Below are 26,753 nucleotides of genomic sequence, written 5' to 3'. Positions count from 1 at the left end.
TTACTCCTCCAGTAGCGCGTCGTCGCCGTGTCGTTCCCGGATCGATTCGAACCACTCGAGCTGTTCCTGTAGTCGCTTCGGCATGCCCTCGTAGACGTGGGCGAAGATCTCCTCGGGGTCCGGCCGTTCGACGGCCTCGGCGGCGTCGATCGCCTCGGCGACGTCCTCCGAGATCCGGGACTCGATCGCGTCGACGCGCTCGTCGTCGAGCATCCCGTTGTTGCGCAGGAACGTCTCCATGCGCGGGATCGGATCCTTCTGCTTCCAGCGCTCGACCTCGTCGTCGTCGCGGTAGACCGACGGGTCGTCGGCGGTCGTGTGGGCGCCGAAGCGGTACTGGACGGCCTCGATTAGCGTCGGCCGGGTCGCGCTGCCGGGCGACTCGTCCTCGACGGCGTCGGGATTCTTGGCTTTCTCGACGGCGTCGCGGGTCACCTTGTACACCGCGAGGGGATCCATCCCGTCGACCTGGACGCCCTCGAAGCCGTAGGCGGTGGCCTTCTGGGCCAGCGTCTCGCTTGCGGTCTGGCGCTCTCGAGGGACGGAGATCGCCCACTGGTTGTTGTTACAGAAGAAGACGTTCGGCGTGTCGAAGACGCCGGCGAAGTTCAGCCCCTCGTGGAAGTCGCCCTCCGAGGTGGCGCCGTCGCCGAAGTAACAGAGAAAGGCCTTCTCCTCGTCCTTGAGCTTCGAGGCCCACGCCGCGCCCGTCGCGTGGGGGATCTGGGTCGCGATCGGGACGGCCACGGTGAAGATGTTGGCGTCGTCGGGGATCTGGTTGCCCAGTTCGTGACCCATCCAGTACAGCAGCGTCCGCTTGAGCGACATCCCCCGAACGAGCGCCGAGCCGTGCTCGCGGTAGCTCGGGAACAGCCAGTCCTCGTCGGCCAGCGCGTGTGCGCTGCCGATCTGGGAGCCTTCCTGGCCGGACAGGGGTGGATACGTTCCCATCCGGCCCTGGCGCTGCAGGCTCACCGCCCGTTCGTCGAAGTGGCGGACGAGTCGCATCTGCTCGTAGATCTGGACGAACTCCTCCTCGGGGAGGTCGGGCACCTCGGCGCCCTCGAGAACGCGCCCGGCGTCGTCGAGCACCTGTACGCGGTCCTGCGGGTCTCGCTGTATCGTACTCACGGGTGTACCCACCTGTGCATACCCTAACGAATTATCGCTCGCGTTAAAGGATTTTCGTAAATAGTTTACTATCGATGAGATTCTTGCTCGACACGCCGGGAGTGGTCGGTGAAGCCGACTCAAATCGACCGATCGTCCGTGTCAACGCGACGAAAGAAGGGATTCACAGCGTGTCTGTGGATAAATCATCCGAATAGTGGACGGACGGTCGGTCTCCGACTGGGAACGAGTCGCACGCCGATTACTCGGCGGCCTCCGCCGACGTCGACTCCCGCGCATCCCGGCGCGCTTCGGCGACGCTTTTCCCCTCGCGGAGCACCGCGTCGACGAACAGTTCCCCGGCCTTGTACGACGAGCGGACCATCGGTCCGCTGGCGCAGTACAGAAAGTCGAGTTCCTCCTCGGCGACCCGCCGCCAGGTCTCGTACTTGTCGGGGTGGTCGTACCGGCGAACCTCGAGGTGGTCCCGCGAGGGCCGGAGGTACTGGCCGAGCGTGACGATGTCGACGCCCCGCTCGCGGAGGTCCGCCAGGGTCCGGTACACCTCGTGGTCGTACTCGCCGTGGCCGAGCATGATCGAGGTCTTCGTGTAGACGTCGGACTCCCGGTCGACCTGCTCGAGCACGCCCAGGCTCTGTTCGTACCCCGCTCGGCGGTCCCGGACGCGGAACTGGAGTCGCTCGACGGTTTCGACGTTGTGGGCGATGACGTCCGGCTCGGCGTCGATGATCTTCCGTACGAGGTGGTCTTCTCCCTGGAAGTCGGGAATGAGGACCTCGACGAGGATGCCGGGATGGCGCGCTTTGATCTCGCGGATCGTCTCCGCGAAGTGGCCCGCCCCCTGGTCCGGCAGGTCGTCCCGGTCGACGCTCGTGAGCACGACGTAGTCGAGGCCGATCTCGGCGACGGCCTCGGCGACGTTTTCGGGTTCGTCGGGATCGAGCGGTTCCATCCCCCCGGTTTGGACGTCACAGAAGTTGCAGGCTCGAGAGCAGCGATCGCCCATCAGCATGAACGTGGCCGTCCCGCCCGCGCCGTCGCCGGTGCCGGCGCCGCCGGACCAGCACTCGCCCAGGTTCGGACAGTTTGCCTCCTCGCAGACGGTGTGGAGGTTCCGCTCGCGAAGGCGCTTGCGAATGTCGGTAAACTCCTGTCCCGACGGCGGACGCATCTTGAGCCAGTCGGGTTTGCGGGCGCTGCTCATACCCCGATCTGGCGGGCCAGCGTGAAAAACGGTTGTGGTCGGCGCCCTTATCTCACTGTGATCTCGATAAAAATATTTATCTCGTATGTCGGCATCTATATGAACGAGATGCTCGACCTCGATCGCGAGGAGATCACGACGGGCTCGATACCCCGGGTACTCGCGATCCTTGCCGCGCCGTTGCTCGTCCAGAACCTCGTGCAGGTCCTCCAGCAGGTCGTCGACACCCTCTGGCTGGGCCGCCACAGCCTCGAGGCGGTCGCCGCCGTCGGGTTGACGTTTCCGCTCATCGGCCTGCTGGCCGCGGTCGCTGTCGGCGCCAGCGTCGGCACCCAGGTGCTCGTCTCCCAGCGCGTCGGCGCGGACGAACTCGCGGGCGGTCGGCGCGCCGCGGTTAACGGGACCGTCGTCGGCCTCGTCGCCGGGTTGATCGTCGGGTTCGTCGTCTGGCTCCTCGCCGGGTGGATCGTCGGCCTCTTCGGGGCCGGAGCGGTCGTCACCCGGTACGCCGCCGCCTACCTCGCGACCTTCGCGATCGCAGTTCCCCTGATGAGCGCGAGCGACACCGTCGAGGGGAGTTTCGTCGGCTGGGGCGATACCCGTGCGGCGCTGTACATCAACGTCGTTGCTGTCGCGGCGAACCTCGTGCTCGATCCGTTCCTTATTTTCGGCTGGTGGCTGTTTCCCGAACTCGGCGTCCCGGGTGCCGCGCTGGCGACGGCGATCGGCTACGGCGCCGGCCTCACGTTCGGGCTCGGCATGGCGATCCGCGGTCGCGGTGGGTTCGCTCTCTCGCGGGCGGACGTCGAACTCGCGCTCGAGGACTGTCGCGAGATCGGCGACATCGGCTGGCCGACCGCGGGCCAGTACCTCTCGAGCCAGTCGGCCCGCGTCGGGATGGTCTGGCTCGTCGCGATCGTCGGCGGCGCGGCGGGGCTGGCGGCGTACACGATCGGCGCCCGGGTGGCGGCGATCGCGTTCGTCCCCGCGATCGGGCTCCAGCAGGCCGCACAGAGCATGGTCGGACAGAACCTCGGCGCCGAACGCCCCGAGCGAGCGCGGCGCACGACGTGGGTCGGTGTCGCTATCGCGAGCGTCGGCCTCGCCGCGGTCGGCGCCGTCCAGTGGGCGATTCCGGAGACGCTGTCGGTGCTGTTCGTCCCCGACGCGAGTCCGGCCGAGGTCGAACTCGCCGCGGAGTACCTGCGGATCCTGGCGTACGGCTACTGGGCGATCGGCGCCACCTACCTCCTCCAGGCCGGGTTCAACGGCGCCCGGCGGACGCGAACGAGTCTGGTCGCGACGCTGTTTCAGTACTGGATCGTCCGGCTGCCCGTCGCGCTCGCCGGGGCCTACCTGCTCGGGCTGGGCGTCGTCGGTATCTTCTGGGGCGTCACAATCTCGAACGTCGTCGCCGCGCTGGGGCTCGGCGCGTACTACTGGTACGAGACCGAGTCGGGAATGAACGCCCGCGCGGTCGAAACCGCGAGGTCCGAAGCGGCGGATTGATACGGATTGCTGTACCGATTTACCGGCGCAACCGCCGTACGGGTCGCGGTTGCGCCGGTAATGACTTACAGGAAACCGTATGAGACGGGCTGCTGTGCTGTCCCGATTTGCCGACGCAAGCGCCAAAACGAGCGACGGCTGCGTCGGAGCTGACGTACAGCAGCCCGTACGAGGGGATCTGACCCCGTTAGCGCGACAGTTTTACGGCGACGAACCGAGTACGATCCGGTATGCCCACTTCGACGCCGGACTGGCTCCACCTCTCCGAGGACGAACGGATCGTCTGGGAGAGCCGTCCCCACCCGATCACGATGGGCGTCAGACTCCCGGCCGCGCTGTTGCTCGTCCTCAGCGGCTTCGCGATCGCCGGCTGGACGGCGACCGGCGGCACCGGGCTGCTCACGTACATCGGAGTCGCGCTCGCGGTCATCGGCGTCGCCGCAGTGCTCGTCCGGTACGCGTTCTGGCGAAACACTCACTACGTGATCACCTCCGCGGAGCTGTACAAGAAACGCGGCGTCGTCTCGAGGGACGTCACCCAGTTCCGGCTCGATCGGGTCCAGAACACGAGCCTGGAGCAGGACGCGGTCGGGCGACTGTTCGGCTACGGCGACCTGACGGTGTACACCGCCGGCTCCGGCGATCCGGAGCTCACCTTCGAACGGGCGCCCCGACCCGAGCGTGCCGGCAGCGCGCTCGCCGATCAACTCAGCGGGGCCGCCGACGGCGGCCGACCGCGAACGCCGTAGTCGCAGATCGCCGACGCGGTCCCGGGAGCCGGCGAAGGAAACGCCTTTTGCCCGTCGCTTCCCGTCTCCATCCGATGGAGGTCGCCGAGGTTCTACCCGAGTTCGCCGACGCCTTCGCCTTCGAGGAGTTCAACCGGATGCAACGCGAGGCCCTGCCCGCGCTGCTCGAGTCAGCGGCAAACGTGGTCGCGAGCGCGCCGACGGCCTCCGGCAAGACCGCGCTGGCCGAACTGGCGATCTGCAAGACGCTGGCCGAGGGTGGCACCGCGCTGTTTATCGCGCCGATGCGGGCCCTGACCAACGAGAAGGAGGACGACTGGGACCGCTTCGAGGCCCTCGACTACTCGGTGTACGTCGTCACCGGCGAGCGCGATCTGAACCCGCGACGGGCGCGCCACGCGGACATCCTCGTGATGACTCCCGAGAAGCTCGACTCGGCGACCCGGAAACACGACTCCCGGCGCTACGACTTCGTCACCGACATCGACGTCTGTGTCATCGACGAGGTGCACCTGCTCGACGCCGACCGCCGGGGGTCGGTACTCGAGGTGACGATCTCCCGGCTTCGACGGCTCTGTGACCCCCGAATTGTCGCGCTCTCGGCGACGATGCCCAACGTCGACGACGTCGCAGCCTGGCTCGACGCGCCCGAGGAGGCGACCTTCGAGTTCGGCGCGGAGTACCGCCCCGTCGAACTCAACGCCGGCGTCAGGACCTACACCCACGGCGACAACGCCTTCGCCGACAAGTACCGCCGGCTCTACCGGGCGCTGGATCTCGCCGAGCCCCACCTCCGCGAGGACGGCCAGTCGCTCGTGTTCGTCTCCTCCCGGCAGGACACCGTTCGGGCGGCCGAGAAGGCCAGAGACGAGATCGCCGAACGGGATATTCCGATGGGAGTTCGGGGAGATTACGACTTCCACACCGAGGCCCAGGAACTCGAGAACGACACCCTCCGCAACTCCGTGCTCGACGGGGTCGCCTTCCACCACGCCGGGCTCTCGAAGAACGACCGCGACCTCGTCGAGGAGTGGTTCAAAGCGGGCCACGTCGAACTGCTGTTCTCGACCTCGACGCTCGCCTGGGGCGTCAACCTGCCCGCCCGCTGTGTCGTGATCAGGGACACAAAACTCCACGATCCCCTCGAGGGCGAGGTCGACATGAGCCCGCTAGACGTCCTCCAGATGCTCGGGCGCGCGGGTCGCCCGGGGTACGACGACGTCGGCTACGGCTGGGTCGTCTGCGATACGGCGGAGGCCGACAAGTACCGCCGACTGCTCCGGGACGGGAAGGAGATCGAGTCGCGCCTCGCCGAGACCCTCGAGACTCACCTCAACGCCGAGATCGCGATGGGCACCATCACCGATCTGGAGGACGTGATGGACTGGCTCGAGACGACCTTTTACTACGTTCGCGGGCAGTCCAAACCCGAGGCGTACGACTTCCCGAACCTCCGCCAGCGCGTTCGGGACTGTCTCGAGGGACTCGTCGATCGGGGGTTCGTCGCGATGGGCGAGTCGGGCGACCTCTCGATCGAGGCGACCCCCCGAGGGGTGCTCGCCTCGAAGTACTACCTCCGGCTCGAGACCGCGGCCGCCTTCGCCGCGCTCTGTGACCGGGCGAGCGGGGGCGACGACCTCGAGCCCGACGACCTGCTCGAGGTCGTGGCGAGCGCGGCGGAGTTCGACTCGGTGTCGGCCCGCCAGGCCGAGCGCGACGCGATCAGCGCCGTGCTCGTCGGCCAGAAGACGGGCGACCTCGAGGCGGGCCAGCGAAAGGTGCTCGCAATCCTGCGCGGCGCCGCCAGCGGCTCGGTTCCGCCGGAACTCAGGAGCGACGCCTGGGTGATCCGGCAGAACGCGACCCGCCTGCTCTCGGCGCTGGGCGCCTTCCTCGACCGGCTGGCGGATCCACACGCCGCGAACCTCGCGCACCGGGTCGAGGCCCGGATCGAGAACGGCGTCGCCGAGGACGCGGTCGGGCTCACCGCGATCGACGGCGTCGGCCCCGGACGAGCGAGCAAGCTCTCGAAGGAGGGACTGTCGACGCCGGGCGACGTCGTCGACGCCAGGGTCGCCGGACTCGTCGAGGGCGGGCTCTCGGAGGGCGTCGCCGAGAGCGTCTACGAGGGTGCCCAGTCGCTGCCCGCGGCCGAACTCGAGTGGGGCCCGTTCCCCGAGACGATCGGCGTCGGCGAGAACGACGTCTGCGAGGTCACCGTCCGGAACGTCGGCGAGCCCGCGCGGGCGGGGATTCGGGTCACCGTCAACGGAGTCGAGATGACGAGCACGAGCACCTACCTGCGCGATACGGAGACGGTTCCTGTCGGCGTCTTCGGCGCCGACGCCGACACGCTCGAGTTCAGCGTCACCGTCGCCTTCCCCGAGAAGCCACTGATCCCACTCGAGGAGCGCCGAACCGTCGACGTCGTCTGAGCCGACTACTTCTTGTGGGTGAAGATGACGGCCTTGCCGTCGGCGGAGCCGATACAGAGGTCGAGTTGCTGCGAGAGGTTGAGACTGGTCGGGTTCTCCTTGCAGACGACGAGGTCGTCGAACTGGACGTCACAGGCCGGACAGGAAACCGCGACCGTGTTCTGGTAGCTCTTGATCGCCTGGTTCTCCTCGCGAAGGGTCAACGACGCGGCGAGTTCGTCGAGGTCGATCTCGTCCATATCTCCACTTTCGAGCGGGCACCTATAAAATCAGGGAGGATAATCATCGATCATCCGGTTCCTGCCGGCACGGTCGGCACCCAGCCGGGGCGACGACGGCTACGCCTCCTCGACGAACTCGAGCACCGCCTCCCGAACCTCAGCCGGCGTGTCGGCGGTCCGGTCGGCCGGCGAGTAGTCGATGTCGCCGTGGGCGTCGATCCGGTAGGCGACGACGATCGTACCCGCGCGGTCGGCCGCCTCGATGCCGTTCTCGGAGTCCTCGACGACGACGCAATCCTCAGCCGGAACGCCGACCTCGTCGGCCGCGTACTCGAAGACGTCCGGTTCGGGCTTGCTGTCGCCGTCGATCTCCTCGGCGCTGATTACCTCGTCGAACTCCCCCTCGAGGTCGAACCGTTCGAGAACCATCCCGATCCAGTCGTGGGGCGAGGAGGAGACGACGGCCGTCGGTACGCCCCGCTCCTCGAGTTCGGCGAGCAGGTCGTGGGTCCCCTCGAGCAGGTCGACGCGCTCGGTGTACAGCTCCTCGGCCGCCTCCCTGAACTGCTGGAGGTACTCCCCGCGAGAGATCGAGGTGCCGTACTCGGCCTCGAGGTAGTCGTAGATCTCCTCGTAGTTCATCCCGCTGACCTCGGCGACGTCGACGTCCTCGTCGGGGACGGCCGCAGGAAGGATCTCCTCGCGCTGGAACTCGACCCAGTAGTCCTCCGAATCGACGAGCACGCCGTCCATGTCGAACAAGACTGCAGTCATGTACGTCGGACTACCGGGGACGGACGTATAGCCGTTCGGCCGTCGTGCGTCCACCGCCGGGCGGTTCCGTCGGCAAGTCATCCAGAAGACGAATGCGATACATGTAGGCGGTCGATGTACCACCGCGGACTGCCCACCCTTCGCTGTGGTGGCGCGCGCTGTCGGCCGACCGAACGCCAGTGAGGGCGGTCGACGATGCCGCGCGAGGGATGAGCGAACGAGTGAAACGAGTGAGAGAGTCGGCTGGGGAGGGCGTGGCGATCCCGTGTGTTCGTGCGAGCAGAGCTTGCTCTCGGAGTGAGTACCGCGAAAGTCCCTCCCGGCGAGGGTTGGCCGAGACTGCAGACTCGAAGCTAGTTGGTCCATTCGTACTCGCTACGTAACGAATCGGTCCACTCGATCGATTCTCGAGACTGATGGAAATCGTACTACCGACCACGGCTAGCCGAAGACCTCGCCGCGGCGCTCGTGTTCCATCTCCGCCTCGACCGCCTCGGCGATATCGGCGCCGAACTCGCGCTCGAGCAGCCACAGCGCCAGGTCGATCCCGGCCGTGACGCCGCCGGCCGTAAGCACGTCGCCGTCGTCGACGACCCGTTCCTCGACCACGTTCGCGGCCGACTCCTCGAGGTCGTCGATCGCAACCTGGTGGGTCGTCGCGGGACGGCCCTCGAGCAGCCCCGCCTCGGCGAGGATCATCGCGCCGGTACAGACCGAGGCGACGGTCGCCCCGTCGGCGAAGCGTCCGTCGACGGCGTCCGGTACGGCTCCCTCGTCGACGGCGGCGCGAACGCCCTCGTTGGGGGTCGTCCAGCCGCCGCCGGGAACGACCAGCAGGTCCGGCTCCCCGAGCCTCCCCTGCGGTTCGACCCGGAGGTCGTGGCTCGCGGTGACGAGGTCGGTCTCCTCGAGCGTCACGAGCCGAACCTCGAGCGAGGCGCCGGCCGCCGCGCCGTTTGCGAGGACCTCGTAGGGGCCGATGGCGTCGAGTTCGTCGAACCCGTCGAACAGCAGGATCTCCGCGGTAACGTCGACCATGTGTGAGAGGTTCGTGCCGTCGGGGAAACGTATTTCGGCGACGGCCGTCCGCTACCGCGGCGACGCGATCGCCGCGAAACGAGCACGATAGTTCTCGCTCTGAGCGACGATCCGGGGCGGACCGCGAGCAGTCGGGCTCGAGTTTGACGTCGTGGCCGATAACGGAGGCGACGGTCGCCCGCGAGGGCGCGGCGTCGCTGCCGGCCGAGACTGGACGACCGTCGTGTCTGACGCCCGCACCGCGTTTCCCGACGTAGAGGTCCTCGAGCAGCGGGACGTGGACGACGCCGAGAACGGGCTCGCCGCTCTCGAGCACCGTCACTGCCGTCGCGAACGAGGGGAGTCCAGACTCGAAGTTGTTTGTCCCGTCCAGGGGGTCGACGAGCCACTCGCAGGCGCCGTCGCCCTCGTGGTAGCCCGACTCCTCGGCGCGGATCGGGTGGTCCGGAAACCGCGAGCGGATCGCCTCGAGCATCCGCTCTTCCGAGCCGGTGTCGGCGCTGGATTTCACGTCGTGGGCGAGACGGTCGACGTCCGTGTCGCCGGCGCGGTACGCCTCGCGGAGGTATCGTCCACCGACGGTACAGGCCTCGATCGCGGTCGCCTCGAGTTCCGAGAGGGACGGCTCCATGGATCGAACGAGTCGATCGGCTGACTGTTGAACGTTCGGGTTCGCTTCGCCCGGGAGACCTCTTGTGGGGCCCGAGACGCTGGAGGCGTCCGTGAGGCCGTCCGAGCCGGAGTTACCGGGTCGTCTCCGGCGCCTGCGGTCGAGTGCTGGCGATTCCGAAAAAGAAACCGAGGTAGAGAGCCAGGACGACCATCCAGAAGGCGGCGACGAGCAGCGAGAGGGGACCGGTCATCGATTCCTCGCTCGACCGCTGTAGCTGGAGCTCCCGCACGCACACCGCTTCCCGCCGATCGGGAGGAGCGTTCCGTCGTCGAGCAGTCGGGCGGCGACGGGTCGGTTGCAGTTCTCGCAGATCGCGACCGTCTTCGGACGCTCGTGTAGCGAAGCCATCGTCCTACTCGAGCGTACCGCGGGAAGCGCCATGAACGCTGCTAGGATCCCACAATCCGTCTCCGGAGCGCTACGTCGACCTCGGTATCTCGTCGAGTGGGCCGGTGTTGCACGCGACTCTCAGTTCCGGCCCCGCTCTCGAGCCTGCAGCACTTATTTAAATTCCCGACTCGAGACACAGGGCAGATGCGACGACGGGGGAGACGACGGATGCAGTGTGGACCGGACGGACGAACGCTCGCCGAATCGAACGGGCGAGAGAACCACCGAGGACGGCGCCGTTCGCGGCGCGACGGGCGACCGACGGAGACCGCGTCGAGGGGTCGATGAACCGACGCTATCTCCTGCTGATCGGCCTGTTCGTCCTCGTCGGCAGCTACCTGGTCGCCGGCGGCGCGGTCGATCCGACGACGGAGCCGGGAGAACCCGAAACGCTCGAGCAGGACCGGCTGATCCAGCCCGACGAGAACGGCAGCCACGTCTGGCCCTACACGAGCCGGGATCGGTCGACCGACGAACGGACCCTCGCGCTCAACCTGATCGTCCACGGCGACGACGAGCGCGTCCAGCGGGCGCTGGTCGCCCAGGACGAACTCGAGTGGGAGGAGCTCGATCCTGACGAGGAGGGCGAAGCCGAAGCCTACGACGACGGCGAGGACTCGATTCAGTGGGACGACGCCCACGGCTCGACGCGGTACACCTACGTCGACACCGAACCCCACGGCGGGGAGGGCGTCTGGATTGACGAGAGCTACCAGCTCCACTCGGGAACCTATCTCGGCAGTCGACACCACATCCGGGCGTACACGACCGAACACGACGACTGGACGGCCATCCAGGTCCACCAGGAGCACTTCGACTTCTTCCGGCTGCGACACACGGTGACCGACATCCAGCAGTCCCAGAACGCGCTCGAGGGGGAGTTCCTCGACGAACCGTTCGTCGAGGAGGTGCGACGGGAGTACCACGGCACGCACGGCGGGTGGAACGACGGCTGGCTCTCGGTCATCGAGCTGGCGGCCGTCGGCCCCGTCGCCATCGGGAGCGTGCTCGGCATTCTCGGGCTGGCCGCCGGCGGGAAGACCAAAGGGGCCCTTCGGGGCGCCCGCCGGCTGCTCGAGTGGGCGTACCTGAACGTCCGCGGGTTCGTCCTCGTCGGGGCGCTGGCAGGACTGGTCGTCGGCGTTCGAAGCGCCGGGCTCGCCGTCGAAGCGGCGGTGCCGTGGATCACGCCGCAGGCGTTCGTCGTCGTGCTCTACCCGATCCTGGCGGTCGGGTTGCCGGTGACAGCGATCGTGCTCACGCAGTCGCTCGAGCGGGCGGGCCGGCTGCTGCGGCTGCAACGCGTCGTGAACTGGCTCGGGCGGCCGCTGGCGCCCCAGTCGGCGTTTGCGTTTACCGCCGTCGGGCTCGGACTGGGGTTCCTGCTGGATTTCGCCGCGGTCGGGGTGACGACCCTGCCGCTCGAGTTGTTGCTCCATCGGATCGGGCTGATCGTCACCCTTGGGCTGCTCGCCGCAGGAACCGCCCGCAACGACACCGAGGGCGTCGTGCTCTTCGGCATCGGCCTGCTGGGATGGATGGTCGGGCTCGCGATGCCGCTTCTGGGCTACCTGTAGCGACGGTCGCCGTCGTTTCGAAACGCCGTACGTTTTTGCGCCAGCTCCCGTCTCCGGCTCCATGGAGGACCAACAGCAGCGAGTCGCGGCGTTCGTCGACGACCACGACCTCGAGACTCCGCCCGAGTTTAGACTGCTCGACCTCGTCTCGGAGGTCGGCGAACTCGCGAAGGACGCCAACGAGTCGACCACTTACGGCGCCGAGCCGGACGACCTCGAGATCAGCTCCGACGAGCTCGGAGACGCGCTGTTCGCGCTGCTCGCCGTCGCCGATACCCTCGAGATCGATGCCGACCAGGCGCTCGAGGAGGCGCTCGAGAAGTACGAACGGCGGCTCGAGGGGAGCGGATCCGCGGGTTCGGGCCACTGAAAGGAGGGAAATAGCTACGGCGCGGGGTCACCCTCGAGGTCGAGGACGTCGGCGGCCGCCTCGCGAACCGTCTCGAGGCGGTCCGGCGGGGCGTAGACGCCGAGACGCCAGATCTCGCGCGCGCAGGCGTCCAGACCGGCGACCAGCGGCGACCGATCGCCGAGGCTTCGGGGTTCGCCGTCGACGAGCACTCGCGCCCGGGATTCCGGCGACGAGGGCATCCCGGGGCTGTCGAGGATCACGGCCGACGGGGCGACGTCGGCGACGCTCGCGATCTCGCGCTCGAGTTCTCGGGTACGGTCGTACTCGAGACCGACGAAGCGCTCGGGAACAGCATCTCGTCGAGCCCAGGCTGCGCGCTTGTAGAGCCGGCGATTGCGCAGGCGGCTCGCGGCGTCGGCCGTCGGCTCGTGGTTGGCGAGTCTCGCCAGCAGCTCCTCGTCGGTCAGTCGCGCGAACCGTTCGGGCTCGAGGACGCCGTCGGCGAGGACGCGCTCGCTGGCCCGGTCGAGCATCGCGCCGGCGATCCGGGAGACGTGGTGGCGGTAGACGGTCGCGTTCATCAGCGTCCGGGCGATCAGCGCGCTCTCGGCGCTCGCGACGTTGCCGTCGGCGATCACCAGCTCGTCGTCGACGAGCCGAAAGGCCCGGATTAGCCGCGCGTGGTCGATCGTCCCGTAGGGGACGCCCGTATGGTGGGCGTCCCGCACGAGATAGTCCATCCGGTCGACGTCGAGCGAGCCGGAGACGAGTTCGCCCAGCGGGCCGCGCCCGTCGACGGTCGCCGCGACGGCGTCGGGGTCGATCCCCCGCTCCTCGAGGACCGTTCCGAGTTCGGTCTCGGCGAGCAGCCACCCGATCTCGTCGTGGTGGCGCCCGAGGTGGCGTTCGATGGCGGCCTCGGTCTGGTGGCCGAACGGGCCGTGGCCGACGTCGTGGACCAGCGCCGCGGCCCGGAGGCGATCGGCGAGATCGTCCTCGAGTTCGAGCTGATCGACGGCCCGCGAGGCGAGGTGGTAGACGCCGAGGCTGTGCTCGAAGCGGGTGTGGTTGGCGGCCGGGTAGACGAGCTGGACGGTGCTCAGCTGCCGGACGTACCGGAGCCGCTGCATCGGCTCGGTGTCGAGCAGCGCCTCCGCTACCGGGCGGAGTTCGATGTAGTCGTGGACGCTGTCCTTGATCGTCGTCATGGCCGACACTCGGCGGACCGGACTCTTAGCCGCGGTGGTCTCGCCGCCGGCTGCGAACCGGTCCCAGAGTTATCGGGTGGCGACCGGCGCGAGCAGCGCGCGGTCGATCTGCTCGCGGGTCTCCTCGAGCGAGCCGGAGTTGTCGATCGTCACGTGCTCACAGTCGAGGGGATCGAACGTCTCGCGAAGCTGCAGGTGCTGTTCGAACCGGGCGTCGCTGACGCAGTCGGTTCGGCTCTCGATGCGCTCCTCGACGACGTCGACGTCGCAGTCGACGTAGACGAACGTGCAGTCGGCGCCGACCGCGCCGGCGATCTCGGCGGCCCGGTCGCGGTACGGCTTCGACTGAAAGGTCGCGTCCAGAACGACGTCCGTGTCGGACTCGAGGGCCGACCGCGCGAGCGAGAGCAACTCGGCGTAGGTCGCGTCGGTTTCGGCCGAGGTGTAGTCGGGATCGGGGAAGAGTCGCTTTCGAACCCGGTCGCTTCGGTAGCGCTCGGCCTCGAGTCGGTCGGCCGTGTACGCCGAGGCGACGGATTTGCCAACGCCCGGCAAGCCACAGTAGACGATCAGGGTTGGACGGGCCACGGCTGGTGATCGTCCGTACGGGTATTAAATCCGACCGAAATCCGGTCGGGTACCCGATACTCGCCCGTCATATTTTATCCAGCTCACAACGATAAATATGAAAATAGACCGCCTCTATCGGGAAACTATCATTGATTTTATCCCGGTTCGCTTTTCGTACTAGGTATGGCCCGGACACCACGCTGTGGCGATAGCACGCGACGAACGTTTCTGGCGGCTTCGGGAGGGACCGCACTCGCAGGGCTGGCCGGTTGTCTCGGCGGGAACGGCGACGGGGACGACGGCGACGACGCCGTTCGCTTCATCCTCAACCCGGCAGAAGAGCAGACCGACATCATCGAGGAGTACACCCCCATGAAGGAGTACCTCGAGGACGAGACCGGCGCCGACATCGAGCTCATCCGCGCCGGCAGCTACGTCGAGACCCTCGAGGCGCTCGACGCCAACCAGGCGGAGATGGCGGACACGTCGCCGACGGCGGTTCCGGGCGGCGAGGGGTTCGCCGACGTCCTCGGGATGCGAACGGCCTTCGGCGGCCCGCTGTACTTCTCGACGATCATCACCACGCCCGACAGCGACATCGAGAGCGTCGAGGACCTCGAGGGCGAGTCGGTGGCCGCCGGCGCGCTGATGTCGTTCAGCGGGACGCTGGCACCGGCAGTAATGTTGAGCGACGCGGGACTGGACATCGGCACGTTCCCGCAGGGAGACGCGGAGGATCTGGAGATTCAGACCGCAGGTGACCACGACACGGCCCGCGAGCAGATGGTCAACGACGACACGGTCGCGGCCGCCACGACGGGCGCGTTCGCGTCCGCACCGCAAATCCCCCAGGAGCAGTTCGACGAGTACGAGGAGTTCGTCGAACACTCCGCGGAGTACGAGGGCGCCGGTTCGGCCCTCGAGGACGGCGAGGACGAGCTACAGTTGCTCGCGGTCTCGGACCCGCTGCCTCGAGCGCCGATCATGGCCCGCAGCGAGTGGGACGATCCCGTGCGCGAGGACATCGAAGAGGCGCTGCTCGCGGCCGAGGAGGAGGACCTCGTCCCCGAGGACGTCGACGAGGACTACGAACTCTGGTTTACGGGCATCGAGGAAGCCGACAGGGACGACTACGAGCCGGTCAACGAGGTCCTCGACGAACTCGGACTCGAATTCGAAGACTTTGAGGACGAGTAGCGGGCAGACACCGTAGGGAGCGTATCCAAATTTAACTATGTCCGCTATTCGAGTAGAAAACCTCACAAAACGGTACGGGGAGACGGTCGCCCTCGACGACGTCTCCTTCGAGATCGAGGAGGGGGAGTTCGTCGTCGTGCTCGGCATCTCGGGGTCGGGTAAGTCGACGCTTCTCAGGTGTATCAACGGACTCACCGCCCCGACCGAGGGTGCGGTGTACGTCCAGGACGAACCCGTTACGTCCCACAGAAACGACGTCTCGATGGTCTTCCAGCAGCACAACGTCATCGAGGGGATGAGCGCGTACTCGAACGCGCTCACCGGCGCGCTGAGCCGGGCCGACTACATGGAGAGCGTGCTCCGGTTTAACGACCGCGAAGACAAGGTGAAAGCGCTCGAGGCGCTCGAGACGGTCGGACTGCTGGACGAGGCCGAACAGCGAGCCGGTCGGATGAGCGGCGGGCAACAGCAGCGGGTCGGCATCGCGAGGGCGCTCGTGCAGGACTCGGATATCCTGCTCGCCGACGAACCGGTCGCGAGTCTCGACCCCGGCAGCGCACAGACCGTCATGGGCTATCTCCGGACCGCAGCCGAACAGCGCGGCCTGACCGCGATGATCAGCCTCCACCAGGTCAACCTCGCCCGACAGTTCGGACAGCGGTTCATCGGGCTCGCCGACGGGGAGCTGGTCTTCGACGGCTACGGCGACGAACTGACCCTCGACGTCATCGACGAGCTGTACGGCGGCATCGACATGGAGGAGTTCCTGTCCGCCGGCGATAACAAAAGCGAGGCGACCCAATGAGCACCGACAGCGCCATCGAGCAACGGTTAGAGGAGATCCGGCTCACCCGCCGGGTCCGGTGGATCATGTACGGCCTCTTCTCCGTGCTCTTCGTCGCCGCGCTGTACGGGTCGATACGGCTGATGGACTTCTCCTTCGGCTACCTCTACCAGCAGTGGCCGTACTTCACCGATCAGGTCGTCAACTACGTCCCCGACATCGAGTTCCTCATCGAGGAGAACCTGCCCCTCGAGGCCGGGATCACGCTCGCGATGGGCTTTGCGGGAACCGTCTTCGGCATCCCGTTCGCGCTCGCGCTCGGCGTCCTGGGCAGCGGTCGGGTAACGCCGTTCCCGTTTAACTTCATCTTCCGGTCGATCATGGCCGTCTCCCGCGCGATCCCCGCGCTGGTGTGGTTCTTCATCTTCATCCCGCTGAGCGGACTCGGGGCGATCACCTCGACGATCGCGATCTTCGTCAGCACGATCGGTAACCTCGGTCGCCTCTTTACCGACGAACTCGAGGAGGTCAAGGAGGGACCGATCGAGGCGATGGAGACCACCGGCGCGTCGAAATCCCAGACGGTCACCTTCGGGATGTTGAGCCAGGTCAAGACCTCCTTTATCGCCTGGACGCTGTACATCTTCGAGGTCAACGTCCGACAGGCCGTCACGCTCGGACTGCTCGGGGGCGGCGGCATCGGCGTCGTCATCGAGGTCCAGCAGGGGATGCGCGCCTACGACAACATGATGGCCGGGATCCTGGTCGTGTTCGTGCTGATCGTCGTCGTCGAGATGATCAGCCAGCGCATTCGGTCCTACCTCCGCGACGACGAGGAGGCCGACGGGCTGATCGCGCTCATCGTCGGCTTCCCCCAGCGGATGGCCGAATCGGCGGTCAAGTAACCTGCCGACTCCCCCCTTCTATCTCACTCGAGATCCAGTTCGTGCGCCCGCTCGAGAAACAGCGCCTTCGCGTCCGTATCGGGATCGATATCCGAGGGAGCGACCTCGAGCTGGGGTTTCTCTCGCCGCTCGCTCGGGAAGTGAACCGCGAGCTCGTAGCGTCCGATCGCACCGTCCGCGGTGTCGACCAGTCGCTCGTCCTCGGCCGTCGGCTCGAGTCCCGTCGCCTCCCGGACGGCCCCCTGGAGCCGACGTTCGGCGACCGTGTACCCCGGAAGGCTTCGCTTGACCGGTGCGGGGACGTCCGAGAGGTAGGCCTCGCTGGCGTCGTGGAGCAGTCCCCATCGCTGTGCGGAAAGTGTTCCGCCCCGCGTTTCGACCTCGAGGCACTCGGCCTGCTCCGCCTGTAGAAGCACTTCCCCTGCCCCGCGAACCGGCTGAGGTTCGAGAGCGCGTGGGCGACGTCTGCCAGCTCGATCCGGTCGGGTTCCGGAGCCAGCGGTGTGATCGTCCCGCCGGTCCGCGTGTCGATCGTCGCGTGGCCGCCGTTGGCTTCGGCCAGGAGTTCCTGTAACGCTCCGACGACCGACTCCGCTCGCCGTCGGAGCTCGTCGTCCGGCTCCTCGCCAGCCCGCAGCGCTCCCGCCAGGGTCGCGACCTCGTCCTCGAGCCGGGACGGATCCCTCGACCCGGCGACCCCTTCGTTCGAATCGGCCATACCGTCGTGGATCCGCGAGCGGGAAAAAAGATGTACCGTTGTGCTCGAGGAGCCGACCCGTCCTCGAGTTTAAGTACCGGAACGCGGCCAACCGAACCCATGATCGACGACGCCATCCGCGTCCTCGCGGGCGACTGCACCGTCATCGCGGAGGACACCGATCGATCGGAGTACCGCGGTCGAGTGACGACGATCGTCAAGCCCGACAACACCGTGCTTGTCCATGATATCGACGGCTACCAGCCCGTGGCCTGGCTCACCCGCGCCGAAAGCGTCTCGAGCGACCGGGCGGGCGACTTCACGCTCGTCGCCAAGAAGGACACGCAGACGCTGCGAATCGCCGCCCACCAACAGGAGGGGTTCGCTCACTACCCGGCCTCGGCGGCCGGCACACCGGTCGGCACCTGCCCGAACTGTGACGGCGCACTCGTTCGCTCCTCAGGAGTCCACTGCGTCGACTGCGGCGAGCGGTACGGGATCCCATCGGACGCGACGATCCGCGAGGAACGATGTGACTGTGGCCTCCCACGAATGCGCGTCGAGCGCGGACTCGCGTTCGACGTCTGTCTCGACCGAGGCTGCGAGTCGCTGGACGAGGCCGTCCGCGAGGCGTTCGACCGCGAGTGGAACTGTCCCGAACCGGGCTGCGACGGCGACCTTCGGATCCTCCGCCGGGGCGGGCTGATCGCCGGCTGCGAGCACTATCCGGACTGCGACACCGGCTTCGCGCTCCCCGCCGGCATCGTCGACGGCGACTGCGGCTGCGGACTACCGACCTTCGAGACCGGCACCGGCGCGCGCTGTCTCGACGCGACCTGCGGACGGGTCGGCGAGTACCGGGTCGAGGCCGGCGTCGACGACTGATACGGTTTACTGTAAGCCATTACCGGCGAAACCGCCGCACGGGTCGCGGTTGCGCCGGTAAATCGTTACAGCAATCCGTATGAGACGGGCCGAAACGGGACGCGACGGGATCCACAGCCACTTAGTGATCCCCGGCAAAGAGCCGGGTATGTCACTCGAGGGGCGGTTCGAGGACGGCGTCGTCCGCGTCGGCGGCGACGCCCGCCAGCGCTATCACGACTCGCGGGGCTACGGCTACCCGCTCGAGGGCAACGAGATCGCCCTCGCACCCGTCGAGGCGGCCCACCTGCTCTACCGGGGCGACCTCGCGGCCGTCGTCGACGGCGACGAGCGACTCGACTTCCGGTCGTTGCTGGCCCGCGAGCCCGGCCCCGACTTCGGCGTCCGGTTTCTGGTCTACGCCGATCTCCGCGAGCGGGGGTTTTACCTCTCGCCCGCGGCGGAGCCGTGGGTCGAGGATCCCCCGGAGACGGAGTTCGCCGTCTTCCCCCGCGGGAAGGGACCCGGAGACGGCGAGATCGCCTACGCCCTGCGGGTACTGGGCGAGCGGACCGACGTCGCCGGCCGAGACCTCGAGGAGGGCGTCCTCGCGGTCGTCGACGAGGAAAGCGAGATCACGTACTTCGAGGTGAACCGTCGGGATCCCGCGGGATCCTCGGCGTCCGGACTTCCCGAGAACTGCGAGGCGGACCTGCTCGCCGACCGGGTCGTCGTCTGGGAGCCCCCCCTCAAGCTGTACGAGGAGACGTTCTACGGCCAGCCCCTCGAGGGTCGGGAGTACGACGAGCCGACGCTGCAGTGTTCGCTGCTCGAGGCGACCTACCTCGCCGAGCGGGGCGCGCTCGACCTCGATCCCGCGACCGTTCGAGAACGGGGCCGCGAGGTCGAGGGCGAGCGGTTCGACCGCCGACTGCGGGTCTACGCCGACCTCCGCGAGCGCGGGCTCGTGCCGAAGACGGGCTACAAGTTCGGCGCGGACTTCCGGACCTACGCCGACGTCGATTCGGTCGACGACCTGGGTCACTCCGAACTGCTGGTGCGGGTCCACCCCGCCGATCACGTCTTCGAGCCCCGCGACATCGCCCTCGACGTTCGGCTGGCCCACGGGGTCCGAAAGACGATGGTGTTCGCGCTGGTCGGCGAGGACGGCATCGAGTGGTGGTCGCTCGAGCGGCTGACGCCGTGACGAATCGCACGTCCGGTCCGTACCGGCGAGATAGCCATCAGTGGCTCTTTGATCGCGTCGAATACCGAGAAAGAGCGGTTCCAACGACGTATCCGGCCGTTCCGACGAAGATCGCGACCGGGAGACCGGACCCAACGCCGCTTTCGATCCCGCCGATCAATTCGTCGTATGCCGAGGTATACCCGTAGTCCAACAGTCGGGGGTACGTGTACCGAGAGCCCGTCTCCCAGTTCCCGGTGAGATAGCCCACCAGTGGTGGAAAGACGTACCACCAGAGAGCGAAAAGCCACAGCGCACCGATCGTCGGGACGAGGCCCGCCCGCACGGCTCCTGCAATGATAGCGATCCCGAACGCGACTGCGATCCAGCCAAGAGAAAGGCCGATATCTACTACGTCGAGTACGAACCCGCCGGAGAGGAGCAACGAGAGGGCACCCACTGCCAACAGGAGGAGGCCGCCGTTCCGTCCGTCCCCGACGACGTGTGGACGGAAGCGGTCCCGGTAGCTCATCATGATATGAACTGTCGTTGTCACTAATGGTCCTTTTGGCGGGAGCGGTGATCACCGCGCGTTTCTCGCAACCGGACGGGCCAGTTCGGGTTCAGCGTCGAGCTACCGGCGTTTGGCTTCCGGAACCGTAATTCCCTCGTGCTCGAGCAGGCGCCGTTTCAGCTTCAGACCGCCGCCGTACCCGCCGAGCGAGTCGTGACCCACGACGCGGTGACAGGGGACGACGACGGGGATCGGGTTCCGGCCGCAGGCCTGCCCGACGGCGATCGGTGCGGTCTCGAGGCCGGCCGCGAGGTCGCCGTAGGTGCGGATTTCGCCGAACGGAATTCGCGCCATCGCCCGCATGACGGCACCAGTGAAGTCGTCCGGGTACTCTATCTCGAGGTCGAACGCCTCGCGCTTGCCGTCCTCGTACTCGCGCAGCTGGTCGCGAATCGTCTCCGAGGACGCGTCGATCAGTGAGGCGTCGAGTTCGCGGGAGGCGCCGAGTATCCGAGTCCGCATTCGCCGTCAGATTCGGAACGGGCGCGCTTGAGACTACCGGTGGCGCGAACGAGCGTACAGCGGCGAAATCGATGTCGAAGCCGAAGCCTTTTGCGCGCTGGCGCGCCAAAACCGTGGTAATGACCGGAGACGAGCCAGTCGAGGAGTCCGAGTCAGGAGAACCGCTCGCGGACGGTGGGGCAGCAGGCGCCGATGACGTCGCACTGGACCCGTGGGGCTCCTCGGCCGTCTCCGACTACCGCAAACTGTTCGAGGAGTTCGGCATCGAGGAGTTCGACGAAGTGCTCGAGGAGGTACCCAACCCCCACTACCTGATGCGCCGCGGGGTTATCTTCGGCCACCGGGACTACCGACCCGTCGCCGAGGCGCTGCGGGAGGGCGAGGACGCCGCGGTCCTCTCAGGCTTTATGCCCACGGGCGACCCCCACATCGGCCACAAGCTGGTTTTCGACGAGATCATCTGGCACCAGCAGCAGGGCGCCGACGCCTACGGGCTAATCGCCGACCTCGAGGCGAACTCGGCCCGCGGGATGAGCTGGGACGAGATCGACGAGCACGCCCGGGACTACCTGCTCTCCCTGCTCGCGCTCGGGTTCGACCCCGACGAGGGGACGCTGTACCGCCAGTCGACGAACCGGGAGGTCCAGGACCTGGCCTTCGAGATCGGCGCCGACGCCAACTTCTCGGAGTTCCAGGCGATCTACGGCTTCGACGGCGAGACCGACGTCTCGCACATGCAGTCGGTCGTCACCCAGATGGCCGACATCCTCTACCCCCAGCTCGAGGAGCCCAAACCGACCGTCATCCCCGTCGGACCCGACCAGGATCCCCACGTTCGCCTGGCACGGGATCTCGCCGAGCGAACCCGATTCTTCAAGGTTTCGGAGGCCTACGCGAGCTTCGAGCTCGATCCCGAGGAACGGGACCTCGTCGCCGACTTCCACGAGAAACTGGATCCGGCCGAGTTCGACGACGATCAGCTTCGCTGCGTCCACGTCGCCGAGGCGATCGAGGAGACCCCCCTCGAGGATCTTGACGTCCCCGCCGACACCCTGAGTTCGGTGCTGACGAAACTCGAGGAGGCCGGCATGGAGCCCGTCCGACCGCGAACCCGATTCTTCGATCGTCGGGCGACCGACGAGGCCTTCGACGCGCTCATCGAGGCGGTCGAGGGCGAGAAGCGCGTCTACGAGAACCACATCGACGCCTTCGAGCTCGAGGTCGCCGAGGCCGAAGAACTCGCCCGCGAGGTCGAGGTCGACAACGGCGGCTACGGCTTCCGCCCGCCGTCGTCGATCTACCACCGCTTCATGACCGGACTGACCGGCGGGAAGATGTCCTCGTCGGTGCCCGCCTCGCACATCTCGCTGCTCGACGATCCCGAGGTCGGCTACGACAAGGTCAAGTCGGCGACGACCGGGGGCCGCGAGACGGCCGAGGAACAGCGCGAGAAGGGCGGGAAGGCCGACGAGTGTCCCGTCTACGAGCTGTACGCCTACCTGCTCGCCGGCGACGACGACGAGTTCGCCAAGCGAGTGTACGACGAGTGCGTCGGCGGCGAACGGCTCTGTGGCGACTGCAAGGAACAGGCCGCCCAGCTCATGCGGGAGTTCCTCGAGGAACACCAGGAGAAACGTGCGGAGGTCGAAGAGCTGCTCGAGGCGGCCGACATCGAACTCGAGTCGCCGCGGAAACACTGAGTACGCTCAGTCGTCGTCGGCGTCGGAGTCCGCGTCGGCGACCTCGACCGTCGCCGCGAGACCGTGACTATCGGTTCGATCACCGTCCTCGAGCGACGCGCTCACCTCGAGATCGTACGTCGCCGGCTCGAGATTCCTCGCGTCGGCGTGGAGTTCGTAGACCGCCTCGACGGTATCGCCGCCGTCGACCGTCTCGCTGACGGCGACGTCGTCGGTCATGGTGACGTTCTCGGCGTCGTCCGGAATGTATTCTGACTCGTCGTACCGCTCCGAGGTGAACGGGACCCGTTCCGGGAACTCGCTGCCCGCATCTCGCTCGAGCGCCAGTACGCCGAAAGGCCACCCGGGACCGGAACTGACGGTGATCGAATCGGGCTCGGCGGTCGTCGCGAGCGCGAGACCGGCGCCGGCCAACAGCGCGCGTCGGTTCATACGCGAACTGGCGGCAGCGCCGCCATATGTTTTCTCGAAGGTGAAATCGCTCTTTGACCGATAGTACTGCGAGCGGCCGCGTACTCGAGTCACCGCGGAAGGCCTGGTCGACTCCACAGGATCCGTCCTTTGCTCCGCAACTGCACCCCCTACCGGACCACCGCCGGGTGGGACTGATACGGTTTTCTGTAAGTCATTACCGGCGCAACCGCGACCCGTACGGCGGTTGCGCCGGTAAATCGTTACAGCAATCCGTATGAAAGGGGCGAACCCGTTCGAGGAAGGCAGGCGACCGGAGGACCGCAGCCGTCAGGCGAGGACCGCACGGAGCCTCCCGACTCGAACGGGGTCGGGGCTTTCGGAGTAGTGCTGTCACCTGAAACATCACGATCTGCAGAACGAACGACGACCAGCGAGGATCGCGTAACGTTTTTGCATCCCCATTGCAATCGTTCGCACATGGCATTCGAACCCCGCGATCGGCGCGTCGTCCGCCAGTCAGCTACGGCTCCGGGGTTCGGCTTCTTTTTCGCCGACTAACGTCGGGCCGGTGGACTCGAGGGCGATCACACCGGTCGTCCTCGGCGAAACCGTCCGCAAGCGTCGCGCACTCGAGCGGTGCCCGAGTCGGGCAGTCCGATCGAGGTACGACGTCGAGCGGAGTCGGAACCGCTAACTGACCGACCGACAGCCATTCAGACAAGCGAATGCAACTACCAGAATCACAGGTCGCGGTCTTGGAGGCCGCGAGCGCAGACGAGGCGACGCCCGTCGACGCCCTCGCCGCGGCGACCGACCTGCCGCCCGAAACCGTCACCGGGGCGGCGTTCGAACTCGAGGAGCAGGGACTGGTCGCCGTCGAGGAACGCGTCGAGGAAACGATCTCGCTCACCGACGAGGGAACCGAATACGTCGAGGACGGCCTGCCCGAGGTTCGCCTCTACGAGGCCGCCCTCGAGGCCGGCGCCGACGCAGACCCCGTTTCGATGGGGCGAGTTATCGGGAGTTCCGGGCTCGAGGGCGCGGCGGTCGACATCGCGCTCTCGAACTACGCCCGGAAGGGGTACGGCTCGATCGACAGCGGCGAGATCACGGCCGACCCCGACGCCGACCCCGCCGCGGATTCGGAGGCGAACGCCCTCGAGTCGCTCGCGGGCGAGGAAACCCTCGAGGCGGGCGACGTCCTGGATCAGCTCGAGCGCCGCGGTCTCGTCGAGGTCGCCGAGGCGACGAGCCGCGAAGTCACCCTCACGGAGCAGGGTGTCACGGAGCTGATGGCCGGCGTCGAGACCGCCGAGACGGTCGGGCAGGTCACGCCGGAGCTGCTAACGAGCGGCGAGTGGGCAGACGTCGAGTTCGCCGAGTACAACGTCGAGGCCGACGCCGAGACGGTCGAAGGTGGCCGGGTTCACGTCCTCCGAGAGATGTCCGAACGGGTCAAGGACGTCCTCGTCGGGATGGGCTTCGAGGAGATGGACGGCCCCCACGCCGACGCGGACTTCTGGATCAACGACTGCCTGTTCATGCCCCAGGACCACCCCGCCCGCACCCACTGGGATCGGTTCGCCTTAGAGCGGCCGACCCATATCGACGAGCTCCCGGAGGATCTCGTCGAGCGCGTCGAACGAGCCCACCGCGAGGGCGTCGGCGAGGACGGCGAGGGCTACCATTCGCCCTGGGACGAGAACTTCGCGCGAGCGCTCGCGCTGCGCGGGCACACGACGTCGCTGTCGACGCGGTATCTCTCGGGCGAACAGATCGGCGAGATCGAACCGCCCGCCCGATACTTTAGCGTTGAGAAGGCCTACCGCAACGACACGCTGGACGCGACCCACCTGCTCGAGTTCTACCAGATCGAAGGCTGGGTGATGGCCGAGGACCTCTCGGTGCGGGACCTGATGGGAACCTTCGAGGAGTTCTACGCCCAGTTCGGGATCGAGGACATCCAGTTCAAGCCCCACTACAACCCCTACACCGAACCCTCGTTCGAGCTGTTCGGCACCCACCCCACGACGGGCGAACTGATCGAGATCGGCAACTCCGGGATCTTCCGCGAGGAGATGCTCGAACCCCTCGGAGTAGAGTGCGACGTCATGGCCTGGGGGCTCGCCTTAGAGCGCCTCGCCATGCTCACGACCGGCGCGGAGGACATCCGCGACCTCCACGGCACGCTGGCCGACCTCGAGTTCCTGCGGAACGCGGAGGTGACCTACTGATGCCAACCGTCGACATCGACCCCGACGAACTGCGCGAGCTGACCGGCCGTGAGGAGAAGAGCGACGAGGAACTGCAGGACGACCTGTTCGGGCTCGGCCTCGAGTTCGAGGGCTGGACCGAAGACGACGAGTTCGAACTCGAGTTCGCGCCCGATCGCCTCGACCGGCTCTCGGTCGAGGGGGTCGCGCGCTCGATGCGGTACCAGTACGGCGATTCTCGAGGGGTGCACGTCCCTTCGACGAACAGCGCCGATTGGACCATCGAGGTCGACGAGTCGGTCCCCGACGAGCGACCCTACGTCACGGGCGCGGTGATCCGCGATGTCGACCTGGACGAGGAGAGTCTTGACTCGCTCATCCAGCTCCAGGAGAAGCTCCACGCGACGATGGGCCGAAAGCGCGCGAAGGGCGCGATCGGGATCCACGACCTGACGATGCTGAAAGGCAGCGCTGCGACGAAGGGGAACCCCACGATCCAGTACGTCGGCGTCGAACCCGACGAGGACCGGTTCGTCCCGCTCGATTCCGACGCCGAGCTGACGCCCGAGGAGGTGCTCGAGGAACACCAGACCGGGCGGGAGTACGCCGACCTCGTGAGCGAGTACGAGCGCTACCCCGCGATCTACGACGACATCGGGCTGTTCTCGTTCCCGCCGGTGATCAACGGCCGCCGGACGGAGGTCTCGACCGACTCCCGGGATCTGTTCGTCGAGATGACCGGCACCGATCAGTGGACGATCGACAAGATGCTGAACATCGTCTGCTACGCGCTCGCGGCGCGGGGTGCGACCCTCGAGGACGTGACCGTCGAATACCGAGATCACGAGATCGTCCGCCCCGACCTCTCGACGAAGACCAAGACCGTCTCCCACGACCGTATCGAAACCATCCTCGGGATCGACCTCGACCCCGACGAAGTGATCGACCTGGCCGAGCGCTCGGGACTCGACGCCACGAGAGTCGAGGACGAGGCGACGGGCGACGAGAGTACCATCACGCCCCTCGAGGACCGAGACGGACTCGAGGAACGGGACGGCCCGGTGGGTTCGAACGAGTCGAAAGCAGAGGACGTGTCGACGGGCGAGCTCGTCTACGAGGTGACAATCCCACCCTACCGCGTCGACGTGCTCCACCCGCTGGACGTCATCGACGACCTCGGGCGGGCCTACGGCTTCAACGACCTCGAGCCCCGCTACCCCGAGGTCGGCACCGTCGGCGGTCGCCACGAGCGTTCCCGGCTCGAGCGCGCCGTTCGGACGCAGCTCGTCGGACTCGGCTTCGAGGACCTGCTCAACTTCCACATGATAAACGAAGAGCAGAACTACGAGCGCCTCGACGTCTCGCCAGGCGAAGGGGCCTACGGCGCCGGTGAGCCGGCGACGATCAAGGAGCCCTACAGCGAGGACTACACCATCCTTCGCACGTGGACGCTGCCCTCCTTGCTCCAGGTACTCGAGAACAATACCCACCGCGCCTATCCACAGCACCTCTCGGAGGTCGGCTTCGCGGCCGAACTCGACGAAACCGAGAACACCGGGGTCGCCGAGGGACGCCACGTCGGAGCCGTCCTCGCGAGCCACGAGGCCGGCTACGAGGACGCCAAGGCCCGTCTTCAGGCCCTGGCTCGTGACTTCGACGTCGACCTCGAGACGCCCGCGACCGATCACCCGACGTTCATCCCGGGACGCGCAGCGAACGTCGTCGTCGACGGCGAATCCGTCGGCGTCGTCGGCGAGATCCACCCGAAGGTGCTCGTCGAACACGACCTCGAGGTTCCCGTCGCGGCGTTCGAGTTCGACCTCGAGGCGCTGCGGTAACGTCTCGAAACGCTATACACCTGGTCATGGCCCAGTCAACGGTCTCGTGGACTTCCCCGCTGGGAGAACACGTCTCGAGGCTATCCCT

Annotated in this window: 25 protein-coding genes and 1 pseudogene; 13 read left to right on the top strand and 13 right to left on the bottom strand. The window is 67.1% G+C overall.

Going from position 1 to position 26,753, the window contains the following annotated elements; genetic code table 11:
• Both pdhA and lipA read right to left on the bottom strand, forming a co-directional pair.
• A complete protein-coding gene (gene pdhA / locus ACNA7R_RS10160) occupies positions 1–1,131 on the bottom strand; it encodes a pyruvate dehydrogenase (acetyl-transferring) E1 component subunit alpha (RefSeq protein ID WP_416283452.1) in 1,131 nt (376 codons plus the stop codon).
• A 241-nt stretch (positions 1,132–1,372) separates the two neighbouring features.
• Positions 1,373–2,335 carry a lipoyl synthase gene (gene lipA / locus ACNA7R_RS10155; protein WP_416283451.1) on the bottom strand — a complete coding sequence of 321 codons (963 nt, stop codon included), beginning with the start codon at positions 2,333–2,335 and terminating at the stop codon, positions 1,373–1,375.
• 108 nt (positions 2,336–2,443) lie between these two features.
• Here lipA and ACNA7R_RS10150 point away from each other — a divergent pair, with 108 nt between their 5' ends.
• The 3 genes from ACNA7R_RS10150 (at position 2,444) to ACNA7R_RS10140 (ending at position 7,028) form a co-directional block, all read left to right on the top strand.
• Entirely contained in the window at positions 2,444–3,844 is a 1,401-nt protein-coding gene (locus tag ACNA7R_RS10150) for an MATE family efflux transporter (protein ID WP_416283450.1), read from the top strand.
• Positions 3,845–4,074: 230 nt separating this feature from the next.
• On the top strand, positions 4,075–4,593 hold the full coding sequence (locus ACNA7R_RS10145; RefSeq protein ID WP_416283449.1) for a PH domain-containing protein: 519 nt from the start codon (positions 4,075–4,077) through the stop codon (positions 4,591–4,593).
• Positions 4,594–4,667: 74 nt separating this feature from the next.
• Positions 4,668–7,028 (top strand): DEAD/DEAH box helicase, encoded by a 2,361-nt coding sequence (locus tag ACNA7R_RS10140; RefSeq protein ID WP_416283448.1) that lies wholly within the window; start codon positions 4,668–4,670, stop codon positions 7,026–7,028.
• 5 nt (positions 7,029–7,033) lie between these two features.
• Here ACNA7R_RS10140 and ACNA7R_RS10135 read toward each other — a convergent pair whose 3' ends face one another.
• The 5 genes and pseudogenes from ACNA7R_RS10135 to ACNA7R_RS10115 all read right to left on the bottom strand — a co-directional run bounded on the left by ACNA7R_RS10135 (position 7,034) and on the right by ACNA7R_RS10115 (position 10,082).
• The gene (locus ACNA7R_RS10135; protein WP_416283447.1) at positions 7,034–7,267 is read right to left on the bottom strand and encodes a hypothetical protein; all 234 of its coding nucleotides are present in this window, start codon (positions 7,265–7,267) and stop codon (positions 7,034–7,036) included.
• A 99-nt stretch (positions 7,268–7,366) separates the two neighbouring features.
• Positions 7,367–8,023, bottom strand: coding sequence for an HAD family hydrolase (locus tag ACNA7R_RS10130; protein ID WP_416283446.1), 657 nt, complete (start codon positions 8,021–8,023; stop codon positions 7,367–7,369).
• A gap of 441 nt (positions 8,024–8,464) precedes the next feature.
• On the bottom strand, positions 8,465–9,061 hold the full coding sequence (locus ACNA7R_RS10125; RefSeq protein WP_416283445.1) for a DJ-1/PfpI family protein: 597 nt from the start codon (positions 9,059–9,061) through the stop codon (positions 8,465–8,467).
• Between the two features lie 190 nt (positions 9,062–9,251).
• Positions 9,252–9,692: pseudogene (locus ACNA7R_RS10120) on the bottom strand (inositol monophosphatase family protein); the annotation flags it as partial.
• Between the two features lie 228 nt (positions 9,693–9,920).
• Complete coding sequence (locus ACNA7R_RS10115) at positions 9,921–10,082, bottom strand: hypothetical protein (protein ID WP_416283444.1); 162 nt, start codon at positions 10,080–10,082, stop codon at positions 9,921–9,923.
• Positions 10,083–10,408: 326 nt separating this feature from the next.
• On the opposite strand from ACNA7R_RS10115, the gene ACNA7R_RS10110 reads away from it, so the two are divergent.
• Positions 10,409–11,701 carry a hypothetical protein gene (locus tag ACNA7R_RS10110; RefSeq protein WP_416283443.1) on the top strand — a complete coding sequence of 431 codons (1,293 nt, stop codon included), beginning with the start codon at positions 10,409–10,411 and terminating at the stop codon, positions 11,699–11,701.
• Between the two features lie 61 nt (positions 11,702–11,762).
• Positions 11,763–12,071, top strand: coding sequence for a MazG nucleotide pyrophosphohydrolase domain-containing protein (locus ACNA7R_RS10105; protein WP_416283442.1), 309 nt, complete (start codon positions 11,763–11,765; stop codon positions 12,069–12,071).
• Between the two features lie 14 nt (positions 12,072–12,085).
• On the opposite strand, the gene ACNA7R_RS10100 is transcribed toward ACNA7R_RS10105, so the two are convergent.
• The gene (locus tag ACNA7R_RS10100; RefSeq protein WP_416283441.1) at positions 12,086–13,261 is read right to left on the bottom strand and encodes an HD domain-containing protein; all 1,176 of its coding nucleotides are present in this window, start codon (positions 13,259–13,261) and stop codon (positions 12,086–12,088) included.
• 69 nt (positions 13,262–13,330) lie between these two features.
• Positions 13,331–13,849, bottom strand: coding sequence for an AAA family ATPase (locus ACNA7R_RS10095; RefSeq protein ID WP_416283440.1), 519 nt, complete (start codon positions 13,847–13,849; stop codon positions 13,331–13,333).
• Between the two features lie 165 nt (positions 13,850–14,014).
• Here ACNA7R_RS10095 and ACNA7R_RS10090 point away from each other — a divergent pair, with 165 nt between their 5' ends.
• Genes ACNA7R_RS10090 through phnE form a run of 3 tightly spaced genes read left to right on the top strand, consistent with a single transcriptional unit; the run spans position 14,015 to position 16,717 of the window.
• Positions 14,015–15,028 (top strand): PhnD/SsuA/transferrin family substrate-binding protein, encoded by a 1,014-nt coding sequence (locus ACNA7R_RS10090; protein WP_416283439.1) that lies wholly within the window; start codon positions 14,015–14,017, stop codon positions 15,026–15,028.
• Between the two features lie 37 nt (positions 15,029–15,065).
• A complete protein-coding gene (gene phnC, locus ACNA7R_RS10085) occupies positions 15,066–15,833 on the top strand; it encodes a phosphonate ABC transporter ATP-binding protein (RefSeq protein WP_416283438.1) in 768 nt (255 codons plus the stop codon).
• Positions 15,830–16,717, top strand: coding sequence for a phosphonate ABC transporter, permease protein PhnE (phnE, locus tag ACNA7R_RS10080; protein ID WP_416283437.1), 888 nt, complete (start codon positions 15,830–15,832; stop codon positions 16,715–16,717). The genes phnC and phnE overlap by 4 nt, the downstream gene beginning before the upstream one ends.
• 23 nt (positions 16,718–16,740) lie before the next feature.
• On the opposite strand, the gene ACNA7R_RS10075 is transcribed toward phnE, so the two are convergent.
• Positions 16,741–17,133, bottom strand: a complete 393-nt coding sequence (locus ACNA7R_RS10075) for a hypothetical protein (RefSeq protein WP_416283436.1) — start codon at positions 17,131–17,133, stop codon at positions 16,741–16,743.
• A 401-nt stretch (positions 17,134–17,534) separates the two neighbouring features.
• On the opposite strand from ACNA7R_RS10075, the gene ACNA7R_RS10070 reads away from it, so the two are divergent.
• Together ACNA7R_RS10070 and endA are read left to right on the top strand one after the other, a co-directional pair.
• On the top strand, positions 17,535–18,299 hold the full coding sequence (locus tag ACNA7R_RS10070; protein WP_416283435.1) for a DUF91 domain-containing protein: 765 nt from the start codon (positions 17,535–17,537) through the stop codon (positions 18,297–18,299).
• Between the two features lie 148 nt (positions 18,300–18,447).
• Positions 18,448–19,485 (top strand): tRNA-intron lyase, encoded by a 1,038-nt coding sequence (gene endA, locus ACNA7R_RS10065; protein ID WP_416283434.1) that lies wholly within the window; start codon positions 18,448–18,450, stop codon positions 19,483–19,485.
• A 37-nt stretch (positions 19,486–19,522) separates the two neighbouring features.
• On the opposite strand, the gene ACNA7R_RS10060 is transcribed toward endA, so the two are convergent.
• Entirely contained in the window at positions 19,523–19,996 is a 474-nt protein-coding gene (locus ACNA7R_RS10060) for a hypothetical protein (RefSeq protein WP_416283433.1), read from the bottom strand.
• A gap of 102 nt (positions 19,997–20,098) precedes the next feature.
• Positions 20,099–20,500, bottom strand: a complete 402-nt coding sequence (locus ACNA7R_RS10055; protein WP_416283432.1) for a methylated-DNA--[protein]-cysteine S-methyltransferase — start codon at positions 20,498–20,500, stop codon at positions 20,099–20,101.
• Between the two features lie 119 nt (positions 20,501–20,619).
• Between ACNA7R_RS10055 and ACNA7R_RS10050 the strand changes: the two genes are divergently transcribed.
• Positions 20,620–22,200 carry a tryptophan--tRNA ligase gene (locus tag ACNA7R_RS10050; protein WP_416283431.1) on the top strand — a complete coding sequence of 527 codons (1,581 nt, stop codon included), beginning with the start codon at positions 20,620–20,622 and terminating at the stop codon, positions 22,198–22,200.
• Between the two features lie 6 nt (positions 22,201–22,206).
• Here ACNA7R_RS10050 and ACNA7R_RS10045 read toward each other — a convergent pair whose 3' ends face one another.
• Positions 22,207–22,632, bottom strand: a complete 426-nt coding sequence (locus ACNA7R_RS10045; protein ID WP_416283430.1) for a hypothetical protein — start codon at positions 22,630–22,632, stop codon at positions 22,207–22,209.
• A gap of 707 nt (positions 22,633–23,339) precedes the next feature.
• On the opposite strand from ACNA7R_RS10045, the gene ACNA7R_RS10040 reads away from it, so the two are divergent.
• Both ACNA7R_RS10040 and ACNA7R_RS10035 read left to right on the top strand, forming a co-directional pair.
• Positions 23,340–24,848: a phenylalanine--tRNA ligase subunit alpha gene (locus ACNA7R_RS10040; RefSeq protein ID WP_416283429.1), complete on the top strand. Its 1,509-nt coding sequence runs from the start codon at positions 23,340–23,342 to the stop codon at positions 24,846–24,848.
• Positions 24,848–26,665, top strand: coding sequence for a phenylalanine--tRNA ligase subunit beta (locus tag ACNA7R_RS10035; RefSeq protein WP_416283428.1), 1,818 nt, complete (start codon positions 24,848–24,850; stop codon positions 26,663–26,665). Before ACNA7R_RS10040 ends, ACNA7R_RS10035 begins: the two co-directional genes overlap by 1 nt.
• Positions 26,666–26,753: the final 88 nt, after the last annotated feature.

The sequence above is a fragment of the Natronococcus sp. genome (assembly GCF_047921035.1).
Taxonomy (GTDB): Archaea; Halobacteriota; Halobacteria; order Halobacteriales; family Natrialbaceae; genus Natronococcus.
Note: the sequence above shows the minus strand (reverse complement) of the source record. Positions and strands in the feature narration are given on the sequence as shown.